The following is a 15,718-nucleotide window of genomic DNA, read 5'->3' on the forward strand; positions in this document are numbered from 1 at the left end:
CGCTACGGTGCCGTTCGCTACGGTGCCGCTCGATCGGGAGGCATCTGTCGATCTCCGTCCAGCATAGTGCCGGGCTGGCCGGCCCTCGGGCCGCCCGGCACCGCGCTCGGCTTCCCACAACGGCGCGAGCTGGAGCGATCCGGAGCGATCCGGAGTCAACCGGTCGTTGCGACGGGATAGGGTGCCGTCGGTGGACGCGGGCGGCGTCGCACCTGGCGGGACGGCGGGGAGGCGACGGGCGCGTGGGTGTCTTCGACAGGATCCGCGGCGAGTTTATCGACATCATCGAATGGACCGACGACAGCCGGGACACGATCGTCTGGCGCTTCCCGCGCTACGAGAACGAGATCAAGATGGGCGCCAAACTCACGGTCCGCGAGTCCCAGGCGGCCGTCTTCGTCAACGAGGGCCAGGTCGCCGACTCCTACCAGCCGGGCCTGTACACCCTCGAGACGCGCAACATGCCGATCCTGTCCACGCTCAAGGGCTGGAAGTACGGCTTCGACTCGCCGTTCAAGGCCGAGGTGTACTTCGTCAACACCCGGCAGTTCACCGACCTGAAGTGGGGCACGCAGAACCCGGTCATCGTCCGCGATCCGGAGTTCGGCATGGTCCGGCTGCGGGCGTTCGGCACGTTCGCGCTGCGGGTGGTCGATCCGCCGGCGCTGCTGCGCGAACTCGCCGGCACGGACCCGCAGTTCCGCACCGAGGAGGTCGCCGAATACCTGCGGCAACTCATCGTCGGGCGCCTCGGTACGGCGCTCGCGACAGCGCGGGTGCCGATGCTGGACCTCGCCACCCAGCAGGGCACGATCGGCGACGCGCTCGCCGCGGCACTGAGCAAGGAACTTGCCCCGGTGGGCTTTGCGATCCCGACGTTCGTCATCGAGAACATCTCGCTGCCGCCCGAGGTCGAGGCGGCGATCGACCGGCGCAGTCAGATGGGCATCGTCGGAAACCTCGATCAGTACACGCAGTTCCAGACCGCGCAGGCCATCGAGGCCGCCGCCCGCAACCAGGGCGGGGCCGGCGAGGGCCTGGGCATCGGCCTCGGCATGGCGCTCGGCCAGCGAGCCGCGGGCACCGCGGGCGCCCCCGGTGCGCCGCAGCCGTACCAGCCGTACCCAGGCCAGGGCCAGGGCGGCCAGCCGAACCAGGGACAGCCGCCGGCCGCACCGCCCGCCGGGCCGCCCATTCCCCCGCCGCTACCGACAGCGGAGCAGTGGTTCGTCGGGGTGAACGGCCAGCGGCTCGGCCCGTTCGACCGCGGCCAGCTCGGGCAGCGGGCCGCGGCCGGCGAGGTGCGACACGACACGCTGATCTGGACGGCCGGCATGGCGCAGTGGACCCCGGCGGGCCAGGTGGCGGAGGTGGCGCCGCTGCTCGCCAACGTACCGCCGCCACTGCCACCCCAGGCCTGACGACGATGGCCTGACGACGATGAGCAGTACTTCGACGGGCAGGTGCCGGTCGAGGGGATCGGCGCGGGTGACACCGCCGTGGGGGACGAATGACGAACCAGCCTGATCAGCGGGCGCCGGTCGGCGCGACGACGTACCCGTGCGGCGGCTGTGGGGCACGCCTGGAGTTCGCCCCGGGCGAGACCGCCCTGCGCTGCCCGTACTGCGGTTTCCGCCAGGAGATCGCCGCTCCCGCCCGGCAGATCCGCGAGATCGCGTACTCCGACCTGGGCACGTTGCCGCGCAAGCCGGTCGGCAGCATCGGCGCGTACGTCTTCGTCTGCCAGCGCTGCGCGGCCAGGACCGAGACGAACGAGACCGCGAGCGTCTGCCAGTTCTGCGCGGCGCCGCTGGTGATCGACCCGGCGGCCTCGGGGCAGATCGTGCCCGAGGGCGTGCTGCCGTTCGGGCTCGACCGCGGTGCCGTCCGCACCGCCGTGCGCGGCTGGACGTCGTCGCGCTGGTTCGCGCCCAAGGCATTGAAGAAGGTCACCGAGACCGAGTCGATGAAGAGCACCTACCTGCCGCACTGGACGTACGACGCGCGGACGGAGTCGGACTACACCGGCCAGCGCGGTGAGCACTACTGGGTCACCGAGACCTACACCGACGGCGACGGCAACCGGCAGACCCGGCAGGTACAGCGCACCCGCTGGTATTCGGCGCACGGCCAGGTGACGCGCGCCTTCGATGACGTGCTGGTTCCCGGCAGCACGGTGCTGCCGGGCAAGCAACTCGACGACCTCGCGCCCTGGCCACTCCCGCAGGCCGTGGCGTACCAGCCGGAATTCCTGGCCGGCCACTTCGCGCTGCGCTACGACGTCGAACCGGAGGCCGGTTTCACCGAGGCCCGCGACCGGATGGCACCGGTCATCACCGAGGACTGCCGCCGCGACATCGGCGGCGACGTCCAGCAGGTGACCTCGGTCGACACCCGCCATCACGACGTCACCTTCAAGCTGATGCTGCTGCCGGTGTGGATAGCGACCTATATCTACGCCGGCCGCTCCTGGCAGATCCTCGTCAACGGCCGCACGGGCGAGGTGCACGGCGAGCGCCCCTGGAGCAAGGCCAAGATCGCCCTCGCGGTGCTCGCCGCCTTGATCGTGCTCGCCGTCATCGTCTACGTCGTGGCGGCGCACGGCAGTTCGGGCCAACACGCCCGCCGGACTGCCGTGCCCACCCCCAACCGCCGCTGACCCGCCGGCCTACCTGTTGACGATGCTCTTCAGGGTCAGATTCGGATCCACCGCACACCGGTCGATGTACAGGTAGAAGTTCACTTTCTGCTGGTCATCCAGGGCCATCAGGATCTGTGCCTGGCGGTCGCTCCTCATGTGCACGTAGTCATTGCACGTTGTGTCGAGAAGGCCCCCGCCGCTGCCATCGCCCGCGGTACTCCACCACAGCACGCTGCCCAGCAGCAGCGCGGCGAGGGCACCACCATTGATGATCAGATTTCGGCGCATCACCGGCGAGGGCGTGGGGACTATCGGTGCGAGCGGCGGTGCCCCCGGCGCGGTGGCGGCGCGCACCGTCCGCACTCGCTCAAGGAGGTGGTGGGGCGACTCGTGGAAGCCGCCGCCCAGGTAGACGTTCACCGTGTGCGCCGCCCACAACGGCAGGGTGAGCAGGACGAACCATCCCCAGCCAGCGAACACGCCGAGCAGGACCAGGACCACGACGGCCTGCGCGATCGCGATCGCGGCCCAGATCAGATTCGGATTCCGCGCCGGGCTCGCGACCCACCCCGGCAGCGGCTGCCGGGCGGCTGCCGCCAGCCCGGAAGCGGCGGACGCGGCGACAGCGGGTGGGGGCGCGGACCCACCGGACAGAGATTCATGATCATCGCGAGGTGCGGGCATGGACATGGCGGCTCCATCGGAACGAGGTCGGTTGACGAGTTCGGTTGACGAGTTCGGCTGGCGGGCCGCGCGACGAGTGCCCGCCGGGCAGCCGACGGACAGCAGGGTGGTGCTGGCGACGACCGAGCCACCGGCCGCCGCGGCGACGTGACATGACGTGCCGTGCCGTGGTCCTTGCCGACCAGCGCCGCCGTACATCGATGGCAGCCGCGGGAAGCGGACCGATACGGGGTGGCGATCGGGAGCCGAGCCAACGACCGATGATCAACCGGCTGCCGGAGCCGGCCGCGGACACCGGACAGCCCGCTTCGGTAGATTGCTTATGGTAATTTACCGTTGTATTTTTACGGTCCGAGTATGCAGACGCGGACTGGATCGGTCAACGGGGGGCACATCGATGACGATCGGGGGGGTGATGGGAGGGCTTGTCATGACGACGAACGCGGTCCTTGCCCGCCGCCGGATCGCGCGCGGCCTGCGCCGGTACCGGCAGCGCGCCGGTCTGACCATCGAGGAGCTGGCGCGCGCGCTGGAGTGCTCCGGGGCGAAGATCAGCCGGATGGAGACCGGCATAGCCGGCGTCCGCCTGCACGACCTGCCCCCACTTGCCCGGGCCGTCGGACTCGACGACACCGAGCTCGCCGAGCTGACCGAGCTCACCCGGCGCGCGCGGGCCAAGGAGTGGTGGCACGAGTTCACCGACCTGGTGCCGCCCGACTCCGCCACCTTCTGCGGCCTGGAGGACGGCGCGGACCGCGTCCGCATACACACGACGTCCCTGGTCCCCGGGCTGTTGCAGACCGTCGACTACGCCAGGGCGCTGCTCGGCACGGCGCACGACGCCACCCAGCCCGTGCGGGAACGTCGACTCACGCTGCGGCTGCGTCGCCAGCATGTCCTCGATCGGGATAGTCCCCCGGCGATGACCGTGCTCCTGGACGAAGCGGTGCTGCACCGGGAGATCGGCGGCCCGGAGGTGGCCGCCGGGCAGTGGCGGCACGTCCTGCACCGGATAGAGACCAGCGGCGTGCGGGTGAGGGTCATTCCGTTCACCGCGCCGGTCCATCAGGCCGAGGGCGTCACGTTCACGATCTTCGATTTCGACCATGAAGACCTCACTCCCGTGGTCTACGCCGAGCAGCCGGTCCAGAACCTCTTCGTCGACGATCCCGAGTCGGTCGATGCCTACTCGGCGGCATTGGACGCCGCCGAGCAGGCCGCCGCGTCCGCGAAGGAATCACTGGCGATGATCAGTGCTCGGGCCGGCGGTGGGCGGTGACGGCGGCCCTGCCCGCACCGCCCAGCGGACTACCGGGCCCGCAGCGCGTCGAACTCGTCGTTGCGGACGCCGAGCAGAAATACCTCCCATTCACGGGGCGTGAAACGGAGAACCGGCCCGTCCGGATCCTTCGAGTCGCGGACGCTCACCTCGCCAGGCGCGAACGCGACATCAACGCAGGTCATGTCCACTCCCCTGGAGAAGCTGCTGTGCCGCCAGGACGGCGGCACCGATTCCGGACCGGTGATCGCCCGGACGGTGGGAGCGGGCGGCAGGCTGGTCCGCAGGCTGTTCGACATGTTTCTTCCTCCGGAGTGAGCGGGGCTGAGTGGGGTGCACGGAGCTGTGCCTGCTGTCCCGCCATCGGAGAGCGGGGCGGCCGGTCAGATATCGCCACCTGTGCGCCGCATCGACCGCGGCGTCGCTCCGGCTGGCTGGTGGCCTGTCGAGCACACCGGAAATCCCGAGAAACACCCAGACTGGGCGATCCAGGCCGATCGGCCCCCTGGTCAGCGCAGGGCGGCCCACCCTGTGCTGGCACAGCGTCGCGATCGGCGGATCCCGCGGTTACGCTCGCCCAGCGGTCGAAGGGCCCATGCCGGCGCGTCACGTTCTATTCACGGGCGAGGACGCCCGTTTTCCACCACCAGGTGTTCAGCCGGCCGCCCGGTTCCTTTACGGCTGGTTTTCATGCTGCCCCGGCAGCACCTTTTCACCGCCTGCGTGACCAGCACGCGCGCGCCATGTATGGGGGAATGCATGACCGAGATCGGCGTCGACCCGGCCGCACACTGGGTCGGCCCAACCACCCGGCCGGACACATACGTCCTCAAGGAGATGATCGGGCGCGGCGCCGAGGGCGAGGTGTGGCGGGCGGAGCTGCCGCTTTCCACCGAGGGCCGCGCCACGGTCGCGGTGAAAACCATGTTCAGGCCACCGGGCGACGATGCCTGGGAGAAGCAGAGCCGGCTGCTGACCACACTGAGCCATCCCGGTCTGGTCCGGGTGACAAGCATGTTCATCGGCCCGGCCTGGCACCTGGCCGGCGCGGCCGATACGAACACGCGGGTCGGCTACGTCGTCATGGACTTCGTCGAGGGCATGACACTGCGTGAGTGGTGGGAGGACAACCCGGGCGCCCGGGTCAGCGAGCGGATCCGCAAACTGCGCACGGTCGCCGCCGCACTCGACCAGATGCACTCCGGCGGCCAGACCGTCCAGGGCGTCGCGCACGGTGATGTGAAACCGTCAAACATAGTCGTCCGCGCCGACGGCGTAGCCGTCCTGGTCGACCTGGGCCTCGCCCGGCTCACCGACGGCACGGGCGTCGTCGGTCGCACCGCGCCCTACGCGGCGCCTGAGCTGCGGGTCATCGACCCGATCCCGACTCCGGAAGCCGACCGGTTCGCGTTCGTGGTGACAGCCGCCGAGGTCCTGCTCGGCGGCCAGGTGCCGCGCATCGAGGGGCTTGGCTGGGTCGATCTTCTGGCACTCGAGGAGGCGCTGCACCGCAGCCCGCTCACCGCCACCCGCCCGGCGCTGATCAAGCACATCGTGGACGCGCTGTCCACCACGGACCCCGCCGACCGCTGTCGCCCCACCACCGTCGGCGTGTCCACGACCGGCAGCGCACCCGCCCCCACCGACTCGGTACCGGTCAGCCGGACGGACTGGCTCTCCACCTGGCTCGACTCCGCGACCGACGCCGTCTCCCAGCTCACCGGCACCACCGGCGCTGGCAGCGCTGGCAGCCACGCCGCCGGCAGCGGCACCCCCAGCACTAGCAGCACCCCCAGCACTGGCACATCAGGCAGCCAGTCGATGCCCGTCCCCACGCCGGTCCCGGACGCGGACAGCTCACAGCTCGCGACCGCGATCTCCGGCCCACCCGCTCTTCCCCCCGGATGGTCGCCGGCCGGGCCGCCCTCCGGAACCGGGCCAGGGCTCGCGGCGCCGATGCGGCCTGCCGCCATGAACCTGCCGGCGGGCCCGCCCACGGACCCCGTCTCGACGTTCGGCGACCCGACCCCGCCGGCACGTGGACGCAAGCAGTGGCCGCTTGTCGTAGCTGCGGCCGTCGTCGTCCTCGCGATCGCCGTGTCCGCGGCGGTCCTGCTCAGCGGAGGCGGTGGCAACGATGGCTCCGGCTCATTGGCCGCGGGATCGGCCAGCAGCACCGTCGGCACGGCCAGCACCCCTACCGTCAGCCCGAATCCAACGACCGCCACCACGGCCACGACCGCCCCGACCGACGTGACCGCGACGCCATCAGCGTCAGCATCAGCGGGATCCAAGGGCACGACCACCTCGTCCACGGCCGCGCCGGACGCCGCCGGGACGACCAACCTCTCCGCCATCGCGCCGGTCAGCACCTACTCGGTCGAAAGCCTCACCGCCGGGCCACAGCAGATCGGCACCACGAACTACCCGAACAGCGTGCGTTTCAACTGCACCTCCCGCCAGGATTCACCCTGCTCCGTCACCTACAATGTGGCCGGCGCAAAGTTTCTGGACGCCGTGATCGGCGTCCCCAACGACGCCCCCGGCGCCGGCGGCGACGTCGTGCCGACCACTTTCTTCAAGGACAGCTCCGCCCAGCTCGGCTCGCCGGTCAATGTCGAGATCGGGCAGCCGCAGACGGTTCACCTCGACCTCCGGGGTGCCACCCAGTTGATCATGAAGTTCTACCCGACCACCACCCCGTGGCACGGCGACCAGAACACGCTGGCTCTGGTGCTCGGAGACGCCACCATTGGCCCGGGAACGTCGACCGGCCCTGGAACGTCAACGCCGGTCAGTACCGGAAAATCCTGACGGGCCCCGCCAGCGGAACGGGAACGTGGGACAGGCCGAGGAATGAACGTGCAGGTTCCGGCGGAGCGCTGGGTCCTTGCCTACGAGCACGGGCCACGGCGGTGCCGGGTACCCGTCGGCGGGCGGCTGGGGATCGGGCGGTCGTTGACGGTCGGGCGGGAGGGTCGGCTGCCGCTGGGGGTGGAGGTGCCGAATTCCCGGATTTCGCGGGAGGCCCTGGTGGTGACCGCGACCGAGACGGGCTGGGACCTCGAGGTCCGCAACCGCAACGGCGCGACCCTGCACGTCTGGGGGCAGCCGCCGCGAGCCGTGTACGGCCAGGTACAGGTCTGCTGGCCACGGATCGCGGTGCGCATCCTCACCCGCGAGCTGCCCGTCCGCACCTACCACTGGGTCCTGCTCGAAGCCGACCTGCCCATGCTGCCCACGGCGGGTGCAGGCCCGCCGCGGGGCACGACCACCGGCATGACGGTCACACCGCCCCCTCCGCTGCCGATGACGTCGGCACAGGAGGAGGCGGTGCGCCTGGTCTTCGCCGAGCTGCTGCACTGGCCGCCGGTGCTGCCGGCGAGAACGTTGCAGCTCAAGCAGGCCGCGAGCCGGTTGCGCATCAGTGAGCAGGGAGTGCGCGACCGGCTTGGCTGGGCCCACAATCGGGCGCTGCACCTCGGCCTGCACCAGGAAGTGGGTCTGACCGAGCCCGACTATCTCTATTTCCTCGTCAACAGCGGCTACCTCGCGCCGCCGGCCACCCGGCCGTGCCGGATAGTCCGGCCTTGGCTCGACGACGGCTGACCCCCCAGTACCCGGCCGGTGCCGCCCCGGGAGCCGCCACCAGGCCACCCCGACCCATGTCCTCGGGCGGCGCGGGGCCGCCTCGGCACCGTAGGCAGGCCCTCGTCACTGTCCGACGGTGAGGACGATTTTGCCCTGGGTGTGGCCGGACTCGAGCTGCCGGTGCGCCTCGGCGATCCGCTCGAAGGGGAACGTCGCCCCGACGTGAATCCGCAACCGGCCCTGTTCGACCAGCTCGACGAGCTGGCGCAGGGCGCCCGCGTCGGGGTCGACGGCGATGCCCGCGAAGCGCCGCCCGGTCGCGCGAGTCCTCGCCGCCAGCTCGACGTTCGTCCGGTCGACTGCGGTCACCAGCATTCCACCGGGGCGCAACAGCGACCTGGCGCGTAGCCTGTCTCTCGGCCAGAGGCGGTCGCCGCCGCACCGGCCGCACCGGCAGGAACAGCGGACCGGCAACGCTGCCACTTCCACCGTGGAGGAGCGATCACGCCGTTGTGACCAGGTGCCGCCCGTACTCCTTCGCGTCCACAAGCTGCAGACAGGGCGGACGCCGTCGCCAGGCGCCGCAGGTACTTACCGGCAGGCCGCAGGTACTTACCGGCAGGCACCCCTCCACCACCTTCATTTCTACAATGACTCGAAGTCAGGCTCACCGCCAGTAAAGATGCGTGCCTGTTGGCGACGGTTGTATCGGCTGACCACGAAGGTGGCTCACCCGTTGCATGGCCTGGCGCGCCGCGGGTGATTCGCGTCTCATCTGACGCTGAATGTGAGACAGGCCACGGCTGGCGCCAGGCCTCACGGTCGAGGGGTGGACGCGGTCGCCGTCCGGCCTGCGGGCAGGCAGGGCCCGGCATCACCGCGGAGGGTGGCTACCGCCGTCCCGCCGTTGTCCTCCCGCTCACTGAGCGGGAGGGCGCCAGATGACGGGGTGGTGACTGGCGGCCCTGGGCCCGAGCAAAGACCGGGCCGCGCAGGGGCGGTGCTGGCGCATCCACACGGGGTCGCACCGCCGAACGGCGGCGTGTTCGGAATGCGGTGTGTTAGACCGGCGACGGGTTGAGCCGGGCGAAACCCTCCTGGCGCCGGTACGGGAAATACGGATAGGGGGCGGTGCGGGCACTGGCCGCGTCAAGGCGCCGGAGCTGGTCCGGGGTCAGCGACCAGCCGACCGCGCCGAGGTTCTGCCGCAGTTGCGTCTCGTCGCGCGCGCCGATGATGACGGACGCGACGGTGGGCCGCGCCAGCAGCCAGTTCAGCGCGATCTGCGGCACGGCCTTGCCGGTTTCCGCGGCGATCTCGTCCAGAACGTCGACGACGGCGAAAAGGTACTCGTCGTCCACGGGCGGTCCGAGATCGGACGTGGCGGGCAGGCGGCTGTTCGCGGGCAACGGCTGGCCTCGCCGCACCCGGCCGGTCAGGCGGCCCCAGCCCAGCGGACTCCAGACGACCGCGCCGACGCCCTGGTCGAGCCCAAGCGGCATCAGCTCCCATTCGTAGTCCCGGCCGACGAGCGAGTAGTAGACCTGGTGCGCCACATACCGTGGGTAGCCATGCTTCTCGGCGACGCCGAGGGACTTCATCAGCTGCCAGCCCGCGAAGTTGGACACGCCGACGTAGCGGATCCGACCGCTGCGGACCAGCTCGTCCAGGGTGGACAGCACCTCCTGGACCGGGGTGCGCGCGTCGAATGCGTGCAGCTGGAACAGGTCGATGTAGTCGGTGCCGAGACGGCGCAGGGCCGCGTCGCAGCCGGCGAGCAACCGCGAGCGGGACGAGCCGGCATCGTTCGGCCCGTCGCCGGTGGGCAGGCCCGCCTTGGTGGACAGCAGCACCCGGTCCCGTCGCCCTCGGATGGCGGCGCCAAGCACCTCCTCGGCGACACCGTCGGAGTAGACATCCGCGGAGTCGAACATGGTGACGCCCGCGTCCAGGCAGATGTCGACCAGACGCCGCGCCTCGTCGACATCGCTGCCGCCCCACGCCCCGAACAGCGGGCCACGGCCGCCGAAGGTGCCGGTTCCAAAGCTCAGCGCCGGGACCTGCAGCCCGGAGGCGCCCAGTCGTCGATACTCCACCATCACCCTCTTAACAGTACTCTAGTTCCGTTACCTTGGGGTCTCAAGGTACCACGCGTACCGCGCCTAACAGAACTGGAGAACCGTTACATTGGACGACGAAGCCGCTTCCGGAGCCAGCCGGCAGGGCGGGACCATGCGGCCAGGCGGGACCGTGCGGCCAGGCGGGCGTACCGCGCGGGTGCGGGCGAGCGTGCTGCGGGCGGCTGGGGACGCCCTGGTCGAACGCGGCCTCGGCGCACTGGATCTGGCCGACGTGGCCCGCCAGGCCGGGGTGGGCAAGACGACGGTCTATCGGCGCTGGGGGACGGTCGCCGTTCTCATGGCCGACATGCTGGCCGAGATGGCCGAGCACTCCGCGCCGCGATCCGACACCGGTTCCCTGCTCGGCGATCTCACGGCCAACGCCGACCTCGTCCGGCGCACCCTGTGCGACCCGCGCCAGGGAGCGCTGTTCGCCGCGCTGATCGCCGCCGCCACCGCGGACGAGCGCACGGCTCGGGAACTGCGCGGCTTCTACGACGCCCGGATCGCTGAGTGGGCCCCCTGCGTGTCCCGGGCGATGGACCGGGGGGAGGTGCCCGCCGGCACCAGTCCGCAGGAGGTAATCCGCGCCGTGTCCGCGCCGCTGTACTACCGCCTGCTGACTGTCGGCGAGCCCCCCGACGCGGCCGCGGCGGCCCAGGCCGCCAGAGCAGCGGCCGTCGCCGCAGCCGCCGGAGTTTACATACGCTGACCAGGCGTCCCTCGTTCCACGGAGCGGATCGCGATGGACGCGATGGACGACCCGCGATGGACGCGCAGAACTCGGTCACCGATCGATGAAGGCGGTCACCGGTCGATGAAGAAGGCCCGGATGTCGGCGGCGAGCAGCTCCGGCACCTCGAGCCCGGGGAAATGGCCACCGCGCTCGGCCTCCGTCCAGCGGGCGATCGGTAGCCGCCGCTCGGCGTAGGGCCGGATCGCGCGGGTGATGTCCTCGGGCAGGACAAGCACGCCGACCGGCTGGACAGTCGGCCACCTCCCCGGGCCGCCGGACTCGCGGTGCAGGCGGGAGGCCGTGCCACCGGTCCCGGTCAGCCAGAACAAGGTCACGTTCGTGAGCACCCGATCGACGCTGATGGGGAAGTCGGCGGCGGCCCACATCGTCATCGGGTCCAGCAGCCAGGCGAGCAGTCCGACGGGTGAGTCGGTGAGCCCGTACGCCACGGTCTGCGGCCGGGTCGCGTTCAGCATCCGGACAGCCGGTTGGCTGTGCAGGTAGGCCTCGATCTGGTCGAGGCGGCCCGCGTCCTCGGTGCTCAGTGCCGTCCGGTCGGGGTCGCCGGGCTGGGGTGGTGTCGGCAGGTAGTTGAGGTGGATCGCGACGACGTGCTCGGCGTCGTGTGCCGACAGCGCCCGGGAGACCGCCGCGCCCCAGTCGCCGCCGTGTGCGCCGTAGCGGCGGTAGCCCAGGCGGCGCATGAGCTCGGCGAAGGCCCGGGCCACCCGGTCGACATCCCAGCCCCGCTCGCGGGTCGGGCCGGAGAAACCCCAGCCCGGCAGGGACGGCACGACCAGATGGAAGTCGGCCGACAGCGGCCCGAGCACGTCGAGGAACTCCACGATCGAGCCCGGCCAGCCGTGGGTGAGCACGAGCGCAAGGGCATCCGGGCGTGGACTGCGCAGGTGCAGGAAGTGGATCCGCTGACCATCGATCTCCGTGACGAACTGGGGGTGGCTGTTCAGCTCGGCCTCGGCCGCTCGCCAGTCATAGCGGTGGCGCCAGTGCTCGGCGAGCTCGCGGACCCGGGCCAGCGGCACACCGAACGTGTCGCCGACGCCTGGTAGTTCGTCGGGCCAGCGGGTGCGGTCGAGGCGGGCGTGCAGATCGTCGAGCTCGGCCTGGGGTACGGCGATCCGGAAGGGCGTGATGCTCATTCGTTAGTCCCCCTAACGTTTGGATGACTAACGTTAAAACCGTTGGTCGTACCAACGCAAGTCCGGGTTGGCTCTAGACTGCGGCTCATGCCGGAGCGCGACCGCCACGCGCGGGCCGATCCCGCCGCCGTACCGCCTCGCCTGCGGTCCCTGGCTTCCCGGCTACTCGGCCGCAGCGCCGGGCACGCGGACCGGATCTCGAACGCACACCTCGCCGCAGCGGGGGCGACCCGCTGGCAGTACGCGACACTGGTCACGCTCCGCGATGGCGGTCCGGCGAGCCAGGCCGCGCTCAGCGACCGCACCGGCATCCACCGCAGCGACATGGTGGCCGTGCTGGGCGAGCTGACCGAGACCGGGCACGCTCGGCGCGTACCGGACCCGGCCGATCGGCGGCGCAACATCGTCACCTTGACCGAAGCCGGCCAGGCTCGGCTGGGCGTGCTCGACCATCTGGTCGACCAGGCCCAGGACGAGCTGCTCACCCCCCTGTCCGCTGCCGAACGCGGGGAGCTGGTCCGCCTCCTACAACGCCTGGACGAGCACCACTCGGCCCGGTGACCACGCGCATGCCGACGGGAGCATCGGGGCTGGTGGGACTTCGTTGACAAGTCCCAGCCAGGTCGACATCCCAGCGCATCCGAAGATCCGTGACTTAGTGGCACAGCATTCCGACAACGAGCTCCCACAACATCGGCGCTACGTGATGTGACCGATACGCTCCGCGTGCTGATGTTCGTTATACACGGGGGATCATCGTGAGAATCAAAGCCGCGTTCGGAACTGTCGCCGCCGCACTCGTCGTCCTGGTCGGCACGCTGCTCGTGCCCGCCGGCACAGCCCAGGCCGCGACGACGATTCCGTGCCGAGCCACCGCGACAGTCGCGCATCCGGGCCTGAACCAGATCGAACCGGTCTACGTCGAGACCGCGCCCTCCGCCAGCGTCACCGGCGTCGCCCACTACCGGACGACGAACACCAGGAAGTCCGGAACCACCGACGTCCGTGGTCACCGCTACCTGAAGTGGAACATCAGCCATGCGACGCCGGGATTTCAGGTCATCGTCACGGTCACAGTGACGAGCGGCGCTCGGCAGGGCACCTGTTCAACCTCATTCACGCCGATCTGGTAAATTCCGGCGGCACGACCGAAGGCTGAGCGGCCCCGAGTGTGGCGGTCAGTACCGGCGATAGGGCAGAAACTTGCCGCTCATCGTGATGTGCACCCGGTCGCCGGCCGGGTCGGGCTCGCGTTCGAGGTTCATCCGGAAGTCGATGGCGCTCATGATGCCGTCGCCGAACTCCTCCTGAATAAGCTCCTTGAACGTTGTTCCGTACACGGAGACCAGCTCGTAGAACCGGTAGATCAGCGGGTCGATGGGAACGTCCGTCGGCAGCGAGCCACGGTACGGCGGGTCGGTGAGCAGGCCGGCCGCCTCCGCCGGGAGCTCGAGCAACTCGACGAGGATGTCGGCCTCGCTCTCGTCGAACGACATCTGCCCGAGGCACCCGGCGGTGACCGACTCCTTGCTGCGCCCGACCACCGCGGCGATCTCAGCCCAGCTCAGCTTCTTGCGGCGCCGGTTCGCGACGATCAGCTCGGTCAGTTCCGCACGGTGCACGCGCTGCCTCCCGGCCAGGGGCGATGGAATCCCGCCCACAGTACGCAAAGCCCGAGGTCACGGGCGGCCGTTCACCCACATCTCACGACCGCCCGGCTCAAGGCCCACCACGGCCGGGACCGTCGGGCTCCATCCCGACTGGTGGTGCCGCCGGGTTACTCCTGCGTACCCGGCCAGCCCGGGTGTCCGTAACCGGCTTCGCTATCTCCCCCCGAAAAGCCCGAGGGCCAGACGGCCGCCCGGGCCTGGAGCAGAGCGGAGATGGACATGCGAGCGAAGACCCTGCGGGTGGGGACCAGCCGTACGCGGACCGGACGCACGCGAAAGGCCTCGATCACGGTGCTCGCCGCCACCGTGGCCATGGGCGTCAGTCTCCTATCGGCGCCGGCGGCGCTCGCCTCGGGCGGCCATGGCGGCGGAGACGGCGGCAGCGGTGGTGGCGGCGGCAGCGGCCGGCCCGGTGGCCCGGCGGTGAAGACCGAGGGCGTCGGCTCCCTCGGCAGCCACTGGACGCTGAAGTCGCAGCACGACGACGACGGCCCCGGGCCGGTCGCCGGCGAGGAGTTCGAGATCGACACTCCAGCCGGGCATGTCTGGACAGTGACCTTCGCGGACAACGGCATCGTGTTCTTCGACCATGTCGACGTCACGGCGACCGCCACCGGTCTGCGGGCGATGAGCAAGGCCCCGGACCAGGGCATCGACCAGATCATGAGCGTGCACGCGGTCGACCGGGGTACCGGCGAGGTCATCGACGGCTCGGTCAAGCTGCCGGCGATCTGACCGGACGCACCGGGCCATTCATCATCCGCCACCCTGCCGGTCACCTCCCGCGCTCGGAAACCCACACGACGCTCGGCCATCGTGGCCGATACCGCCGACGGCGACAAACAGCCGGTATTCGGCGGTCGGGACGGCGTGGATCGACGCGGGGCCGGCCGACCCGCACCCGGCCGCGGCTAAAATCGCCGGCGACTGTCGGGCCGATGCCGGACGTCGACGCAGGTCGTGAGGCGTGTCGCGGGTTCGGGTGCACAACTTCTCCCTGTCGCTGGACGGTTTCGCCACCGGCGAGGGCCAGAGCTTCGAGCGGCCGTTCGGCCATGCCGAGGGCCGGCTGCACGAATGGTTCTTCCAGACCAGGACCTTCCGCTCCATCCATGGTGAGTCCGGCGGGGAGGCCGGTGTCGACGATGCTGTCGCGCGGGCCTGGGAACCGGAGATCGGTGCCGAGATCATGGGACGAGGGAAGTTCGGCCCGCAGCGGGGCCCATGGGCAGACCATGAGTGGAAGGGCTGGTGGGGAGACAATCCGCCGTTTCACACGCCGGTGTTCGTGCTGACCCATCACCCGCGGCCGACGATCGAAATGGCAGGCGGAACCACGTTCCACTTCCTTGACGCCGAGCCCGGGGAGGCACTGCGTCAGGCCCGCGAGGCGGCCGGCGGCAAGGATGTCCGGATCGGCGGCGGGCCGACGACCGTGCGCGAGTTCCTCGCGGCCGACCTCATCGACCACCTGCACGTCGTCGTCGTTCCGATCGTTCTTGGCCGTGGGGTGCGGCTGTGGGACGGCCTCGAGAGCCTCGAGCGACGATTCATCGTCGAGGCCGTCACCAGCCCGCGTGGATTGACGTCCTCCCCTGCGTGAACGCGGGGGATTCCAACTCCTACACACCTACCAGAGGAGGTGGGGAATGTTGAGGTTCGCGGTTCACGGGCACCGGCAACCCGGCGCCTCCCCGCGCGGTCACGGCCCGTCCGGCCGCGATGTTCAATGCCGCGTTGATGTCGGCGTTGGCCGTATGCCCGCAGGCGACGCACCGGAATACCGCTTGGCTCTCGCGGTTCCCGGGCGCTACCTGCCCGCAGGCCGAGCAACGCT

Annotated in this window: 17 protein-coding genes; 10 read left to right on the forward strand and 7 right to left on the reverse strand. The window is 70.4% G+C overall.

The window, feature by feature from the left end:
- Nucleotides 1-242 precede the first annotated feature (242 nt).
- Both MXD95_RS11625 and MXD95_RS11630 read left to right on the forward strand, forming a co-directional pair.
- The gene (locus MXD95_RS11625) at nucleotides 243-1,421 is read left to right on the forward strand and encodes an SPFH domain-containing protein (RefSeq protein WP_250640594.1); all 1,179 of its coding nucleotides are present in this window, start codon (nucleotides 243-245) and stop codon (nucleotides 1,419-1,421) included.
- 89 nt (nucleotides 1,422-1,510) lie between these two features.
- Nucleotides 1,511-2,659, forward strand: a complete 1,149-nt coding sequence (locus tag MXD95_RS11630; protein ID WP_250640595.1) for a TFIIB-type zinc ribbon-containing protein — start codon at nucleotides 1,511-1,513, stop codon at nucleotides 2,657-2,659.
- Nucleotides 2,660-2,668: 9 nt separating this feature from the next.
- Here the strand turns inward: MXD95_RS11630 and MXD95_RS11635 are convergent, their stop codons facing one another.
- Nucleotides 2,669-3,325, reverse strand: coding sequence for a hypothetical protein (locus MXD95_RS11635; RefSeq protein WP_250640596.1), 657 nt, complete (start codon nucleotides 3,323-3,325; stop codon nucleotides 2,669-2,671).
- A gap of 430 nt (nucleotides 3,326-3,755) precedes the next feature.
- Here MXD95_RS11635 and MXD95_RS11640 point away from each other — a divergent pair, with 430 nt between their 5' ends.
- Nucleotides 3,756-4,604: a helix-turn-helix domain-containing protein gene (locus MXD95_RS11640; protein WP_250640597.1), complete on the forward strand. Its 849-nt coding sequence runs from the start codon at nucleotides 3,756-3,758 to the stop codon at nucleotides 4,602-4,604.
- Nucleotides 4,605-4,633: 29 nt separating this feature from the next.
- Here MXD95_RS11640 and MXD95_RS11645 read toward each other — a convergent pair whose 3' ends face one another.
- On the reverse strand, nucleotides 4,634-4,903 hold the full coding sequence (locus tag MXD95_RS11645; RefSeq protein ID WP_250640598.1) for a DUF397 domain-containing protein: 270 nt from the start codon (nucleotides 4,901-4,903) through the stop codon (nucleotides 4,634-4,636).
- Nucleotides 4,904-5,363: 460 nt separating this feature from the next.
- Between MXD95_RS11645 and MXD95_RS11650 the strand changes: the two genes are divergently transcribed.
- Both MXD95_RS11650 and MXD95_RS11655 read left to right on the forward strand, forming a co-directional pair.
- Entirely contained in the window at nucleotides 5,364-7,418 is a 2,055-nt protein-coding gene (locus MXD95_RS11650) for a serine/threonine protein kinase (RefSeq protein ID WP_250640599.1), read from the forward strand.
- A 42-nt stretch (nucleotides 7,419-7,460) separates the two neighbouring features.
- A complete protein-coding gene (locus MXD95_RS11655) occupies nucleotides 7,461-8,213 on the forward strand; it encodes a hypothetical protein (protein WP_374122009.1) in 753 nt (250 codons plus the stop codon).
- A gap of 105 nt (nucleotides 8,214-8,318) precedes the next feature.
- Here MXD95_RS11655 and MXD95_RS11660 read toward each other — a convergent pair whose 3' ends face one another.
- Both MXD95_RS11660 and MXD95_RS11665 read right to left on the reverse strand, forming a co-directional pair.
- On the reverse strand, nucleotides 8,319-8,684 hold the full coding sequence (locus tag MXD95_RS11660; protein ID WP_308301480.1) for a zinc-binding dehydrogenase: 366 nt from the start codon (nucleotides 8,682-8,684) through the stop codon (nucleotides 8,319-8,321).
- A 572-nt stretch (nucleotides 8,685-9,256) separates the two neighbouring features.
- Nucleotides 9,257-10,291: an aldo/keto reductase gene (locus MXD95_RS11665; protein WP_250640602.1), complete on the reverse strand. Its 1,035-nt coding sequence runs from the start codon at nucleotides 10,289-10,291 to the stop codon at nucleotides 9,257-9,259.
- A 136-nt stretch (nucleotides 10,292-10,427) separates the two neighbouring features.
- On the opposite strand from MXD95_RS11665, the gene MXD95_RS11670 reads away from it, so the two are divergent.
- Nucleotides 10,428-11,027 carry a TetR/AcrR family transcriptional regulator gene (locus MXD95_RS11670; protein ID WP_250640603.1) on the forward strand — a complete coding sequence of 200 codons (600 nt, stop codon included), beginning with the start codon at nucleotides 10,428-10,430 and terminating at the stop codon, nucleotides 11,025-11,027.
- 95 nt (nucleotides 11,028-11,122) lie between these two features.
- On the opposite strand, the gene MXD95_RS11675 is transcribed toward MXD95_RS11670, so the two are convergent.
- Nucleotides 11,123-12,211 (reverse strand): epoxide hydrolase family protein, encoded by a 1,089-nt coding sequence (locus MXD95_RS11675; RefSeq protein ID WP_250640604.1) that lies wholly within the window; start codon nucleotides 12,209-12,211, stop codon nucleotides 11,123-11,125.
- 87 nt (nucleotides 12,212-12,298) lie between these two features.
- Here MXD95_RS11675 and MXD95_RS11680 point away from each other — a divergent pair, with 87 nt between their 5' ends.
- Together MXD95_RS11680 and MXD95_RS11685 are read left to right on the forward strand one after the other, a co-directional pair.
- On the forward strand, nucleotides 12,299-12,772 hold the full coding sequence (locus tag MXD95_RS11680; RefSeq protein WP_250640605.1) for a MarR family winged helix-turn-helix transcriptional regulator: 474 nt from the start codon (nucleotides 12,299-12,301) through the stop codon (nucleotides 12,770-12,772).
- A 197-nt stretch (nucleotides 12,773-12,969) separates the two neighbouring features.
- Complete coding sequence (locus MXD95_RS11685; protein WP_250640606.1) at nucleotides 12,970-13,344, forward strand: hypothetical protein; 375 nt, start codon at nucleotides 12,970-12,972, stop codon at nucleotides 13,342-13,344.
- 45 nt (nucleotides 13,345-13,389) lie between these two features.
- On the opposite strand, the gene cynS is transcribed toward MXD95_RS11685, so the two are convergent.
- The gene (cynS, locus tag MXD95_RS11690; protein ID WP_250640607.1) at nucleotides 13,390-13,833 is read right to left on the reverse strand and encodes a cyanase; all 444 of its coding nucleotides are present in this window, start codon (nucleotides 13,831-13,833) and stop codon (nucleotides 13,390-13,392) included.
- A gap of 267 nt (nucleotides 13,834-14,100) precedes the next feature.
- Here cynS and MXD95_RS11695 point away from each other — a divergent pair, with 267 nt between their 5' ends.
- Nucleotides 14,101-14,616, forward strand: a complete 516-nt coding sequence (locus MXD95_RS11695) for a hypothetical protein (protein ID WP_250640608.1) — start codon at nucleotides 14,101-14,103, stop codon at nucleotides 14,614-14,616.
- Nucleotides 14,617-14,848: 232 nt separating this feature from the next.
- Nucleotides 14,849-15,484, forward strand: a complete 636-nt coding sequence (locus MXD95_RS11700) for a dihydrofolate reductase family protein (RefSeq protein ID WP_250640609.1) — start codon at nucleotides 14,849-14,851, stop codon at nucleotides 15,482-15,484.
- Between the two features lie 19 nt (nucleotides 15,485-15,503).
- On the opposite strand, the gene MXD95_RS11705 is transcribed toward MXD95_RS11700, so the two are convergent.
- On the reverse strand, nucleotides 15,504-15,718 hold a 215-nt coding region (locus MXD95_RS11705), incomplete at its 5' end, for a zinc ribbon domain-containing protein (protein ID WP_250640610.1).

This window comes from Frankia sp. AiPa1 (genome assembly GCF_023243075.1).
Lineage (GTDB): Bacteria > Actinomycetota > Actinomycetes > Frankiales > Frankiaceae > Frankia.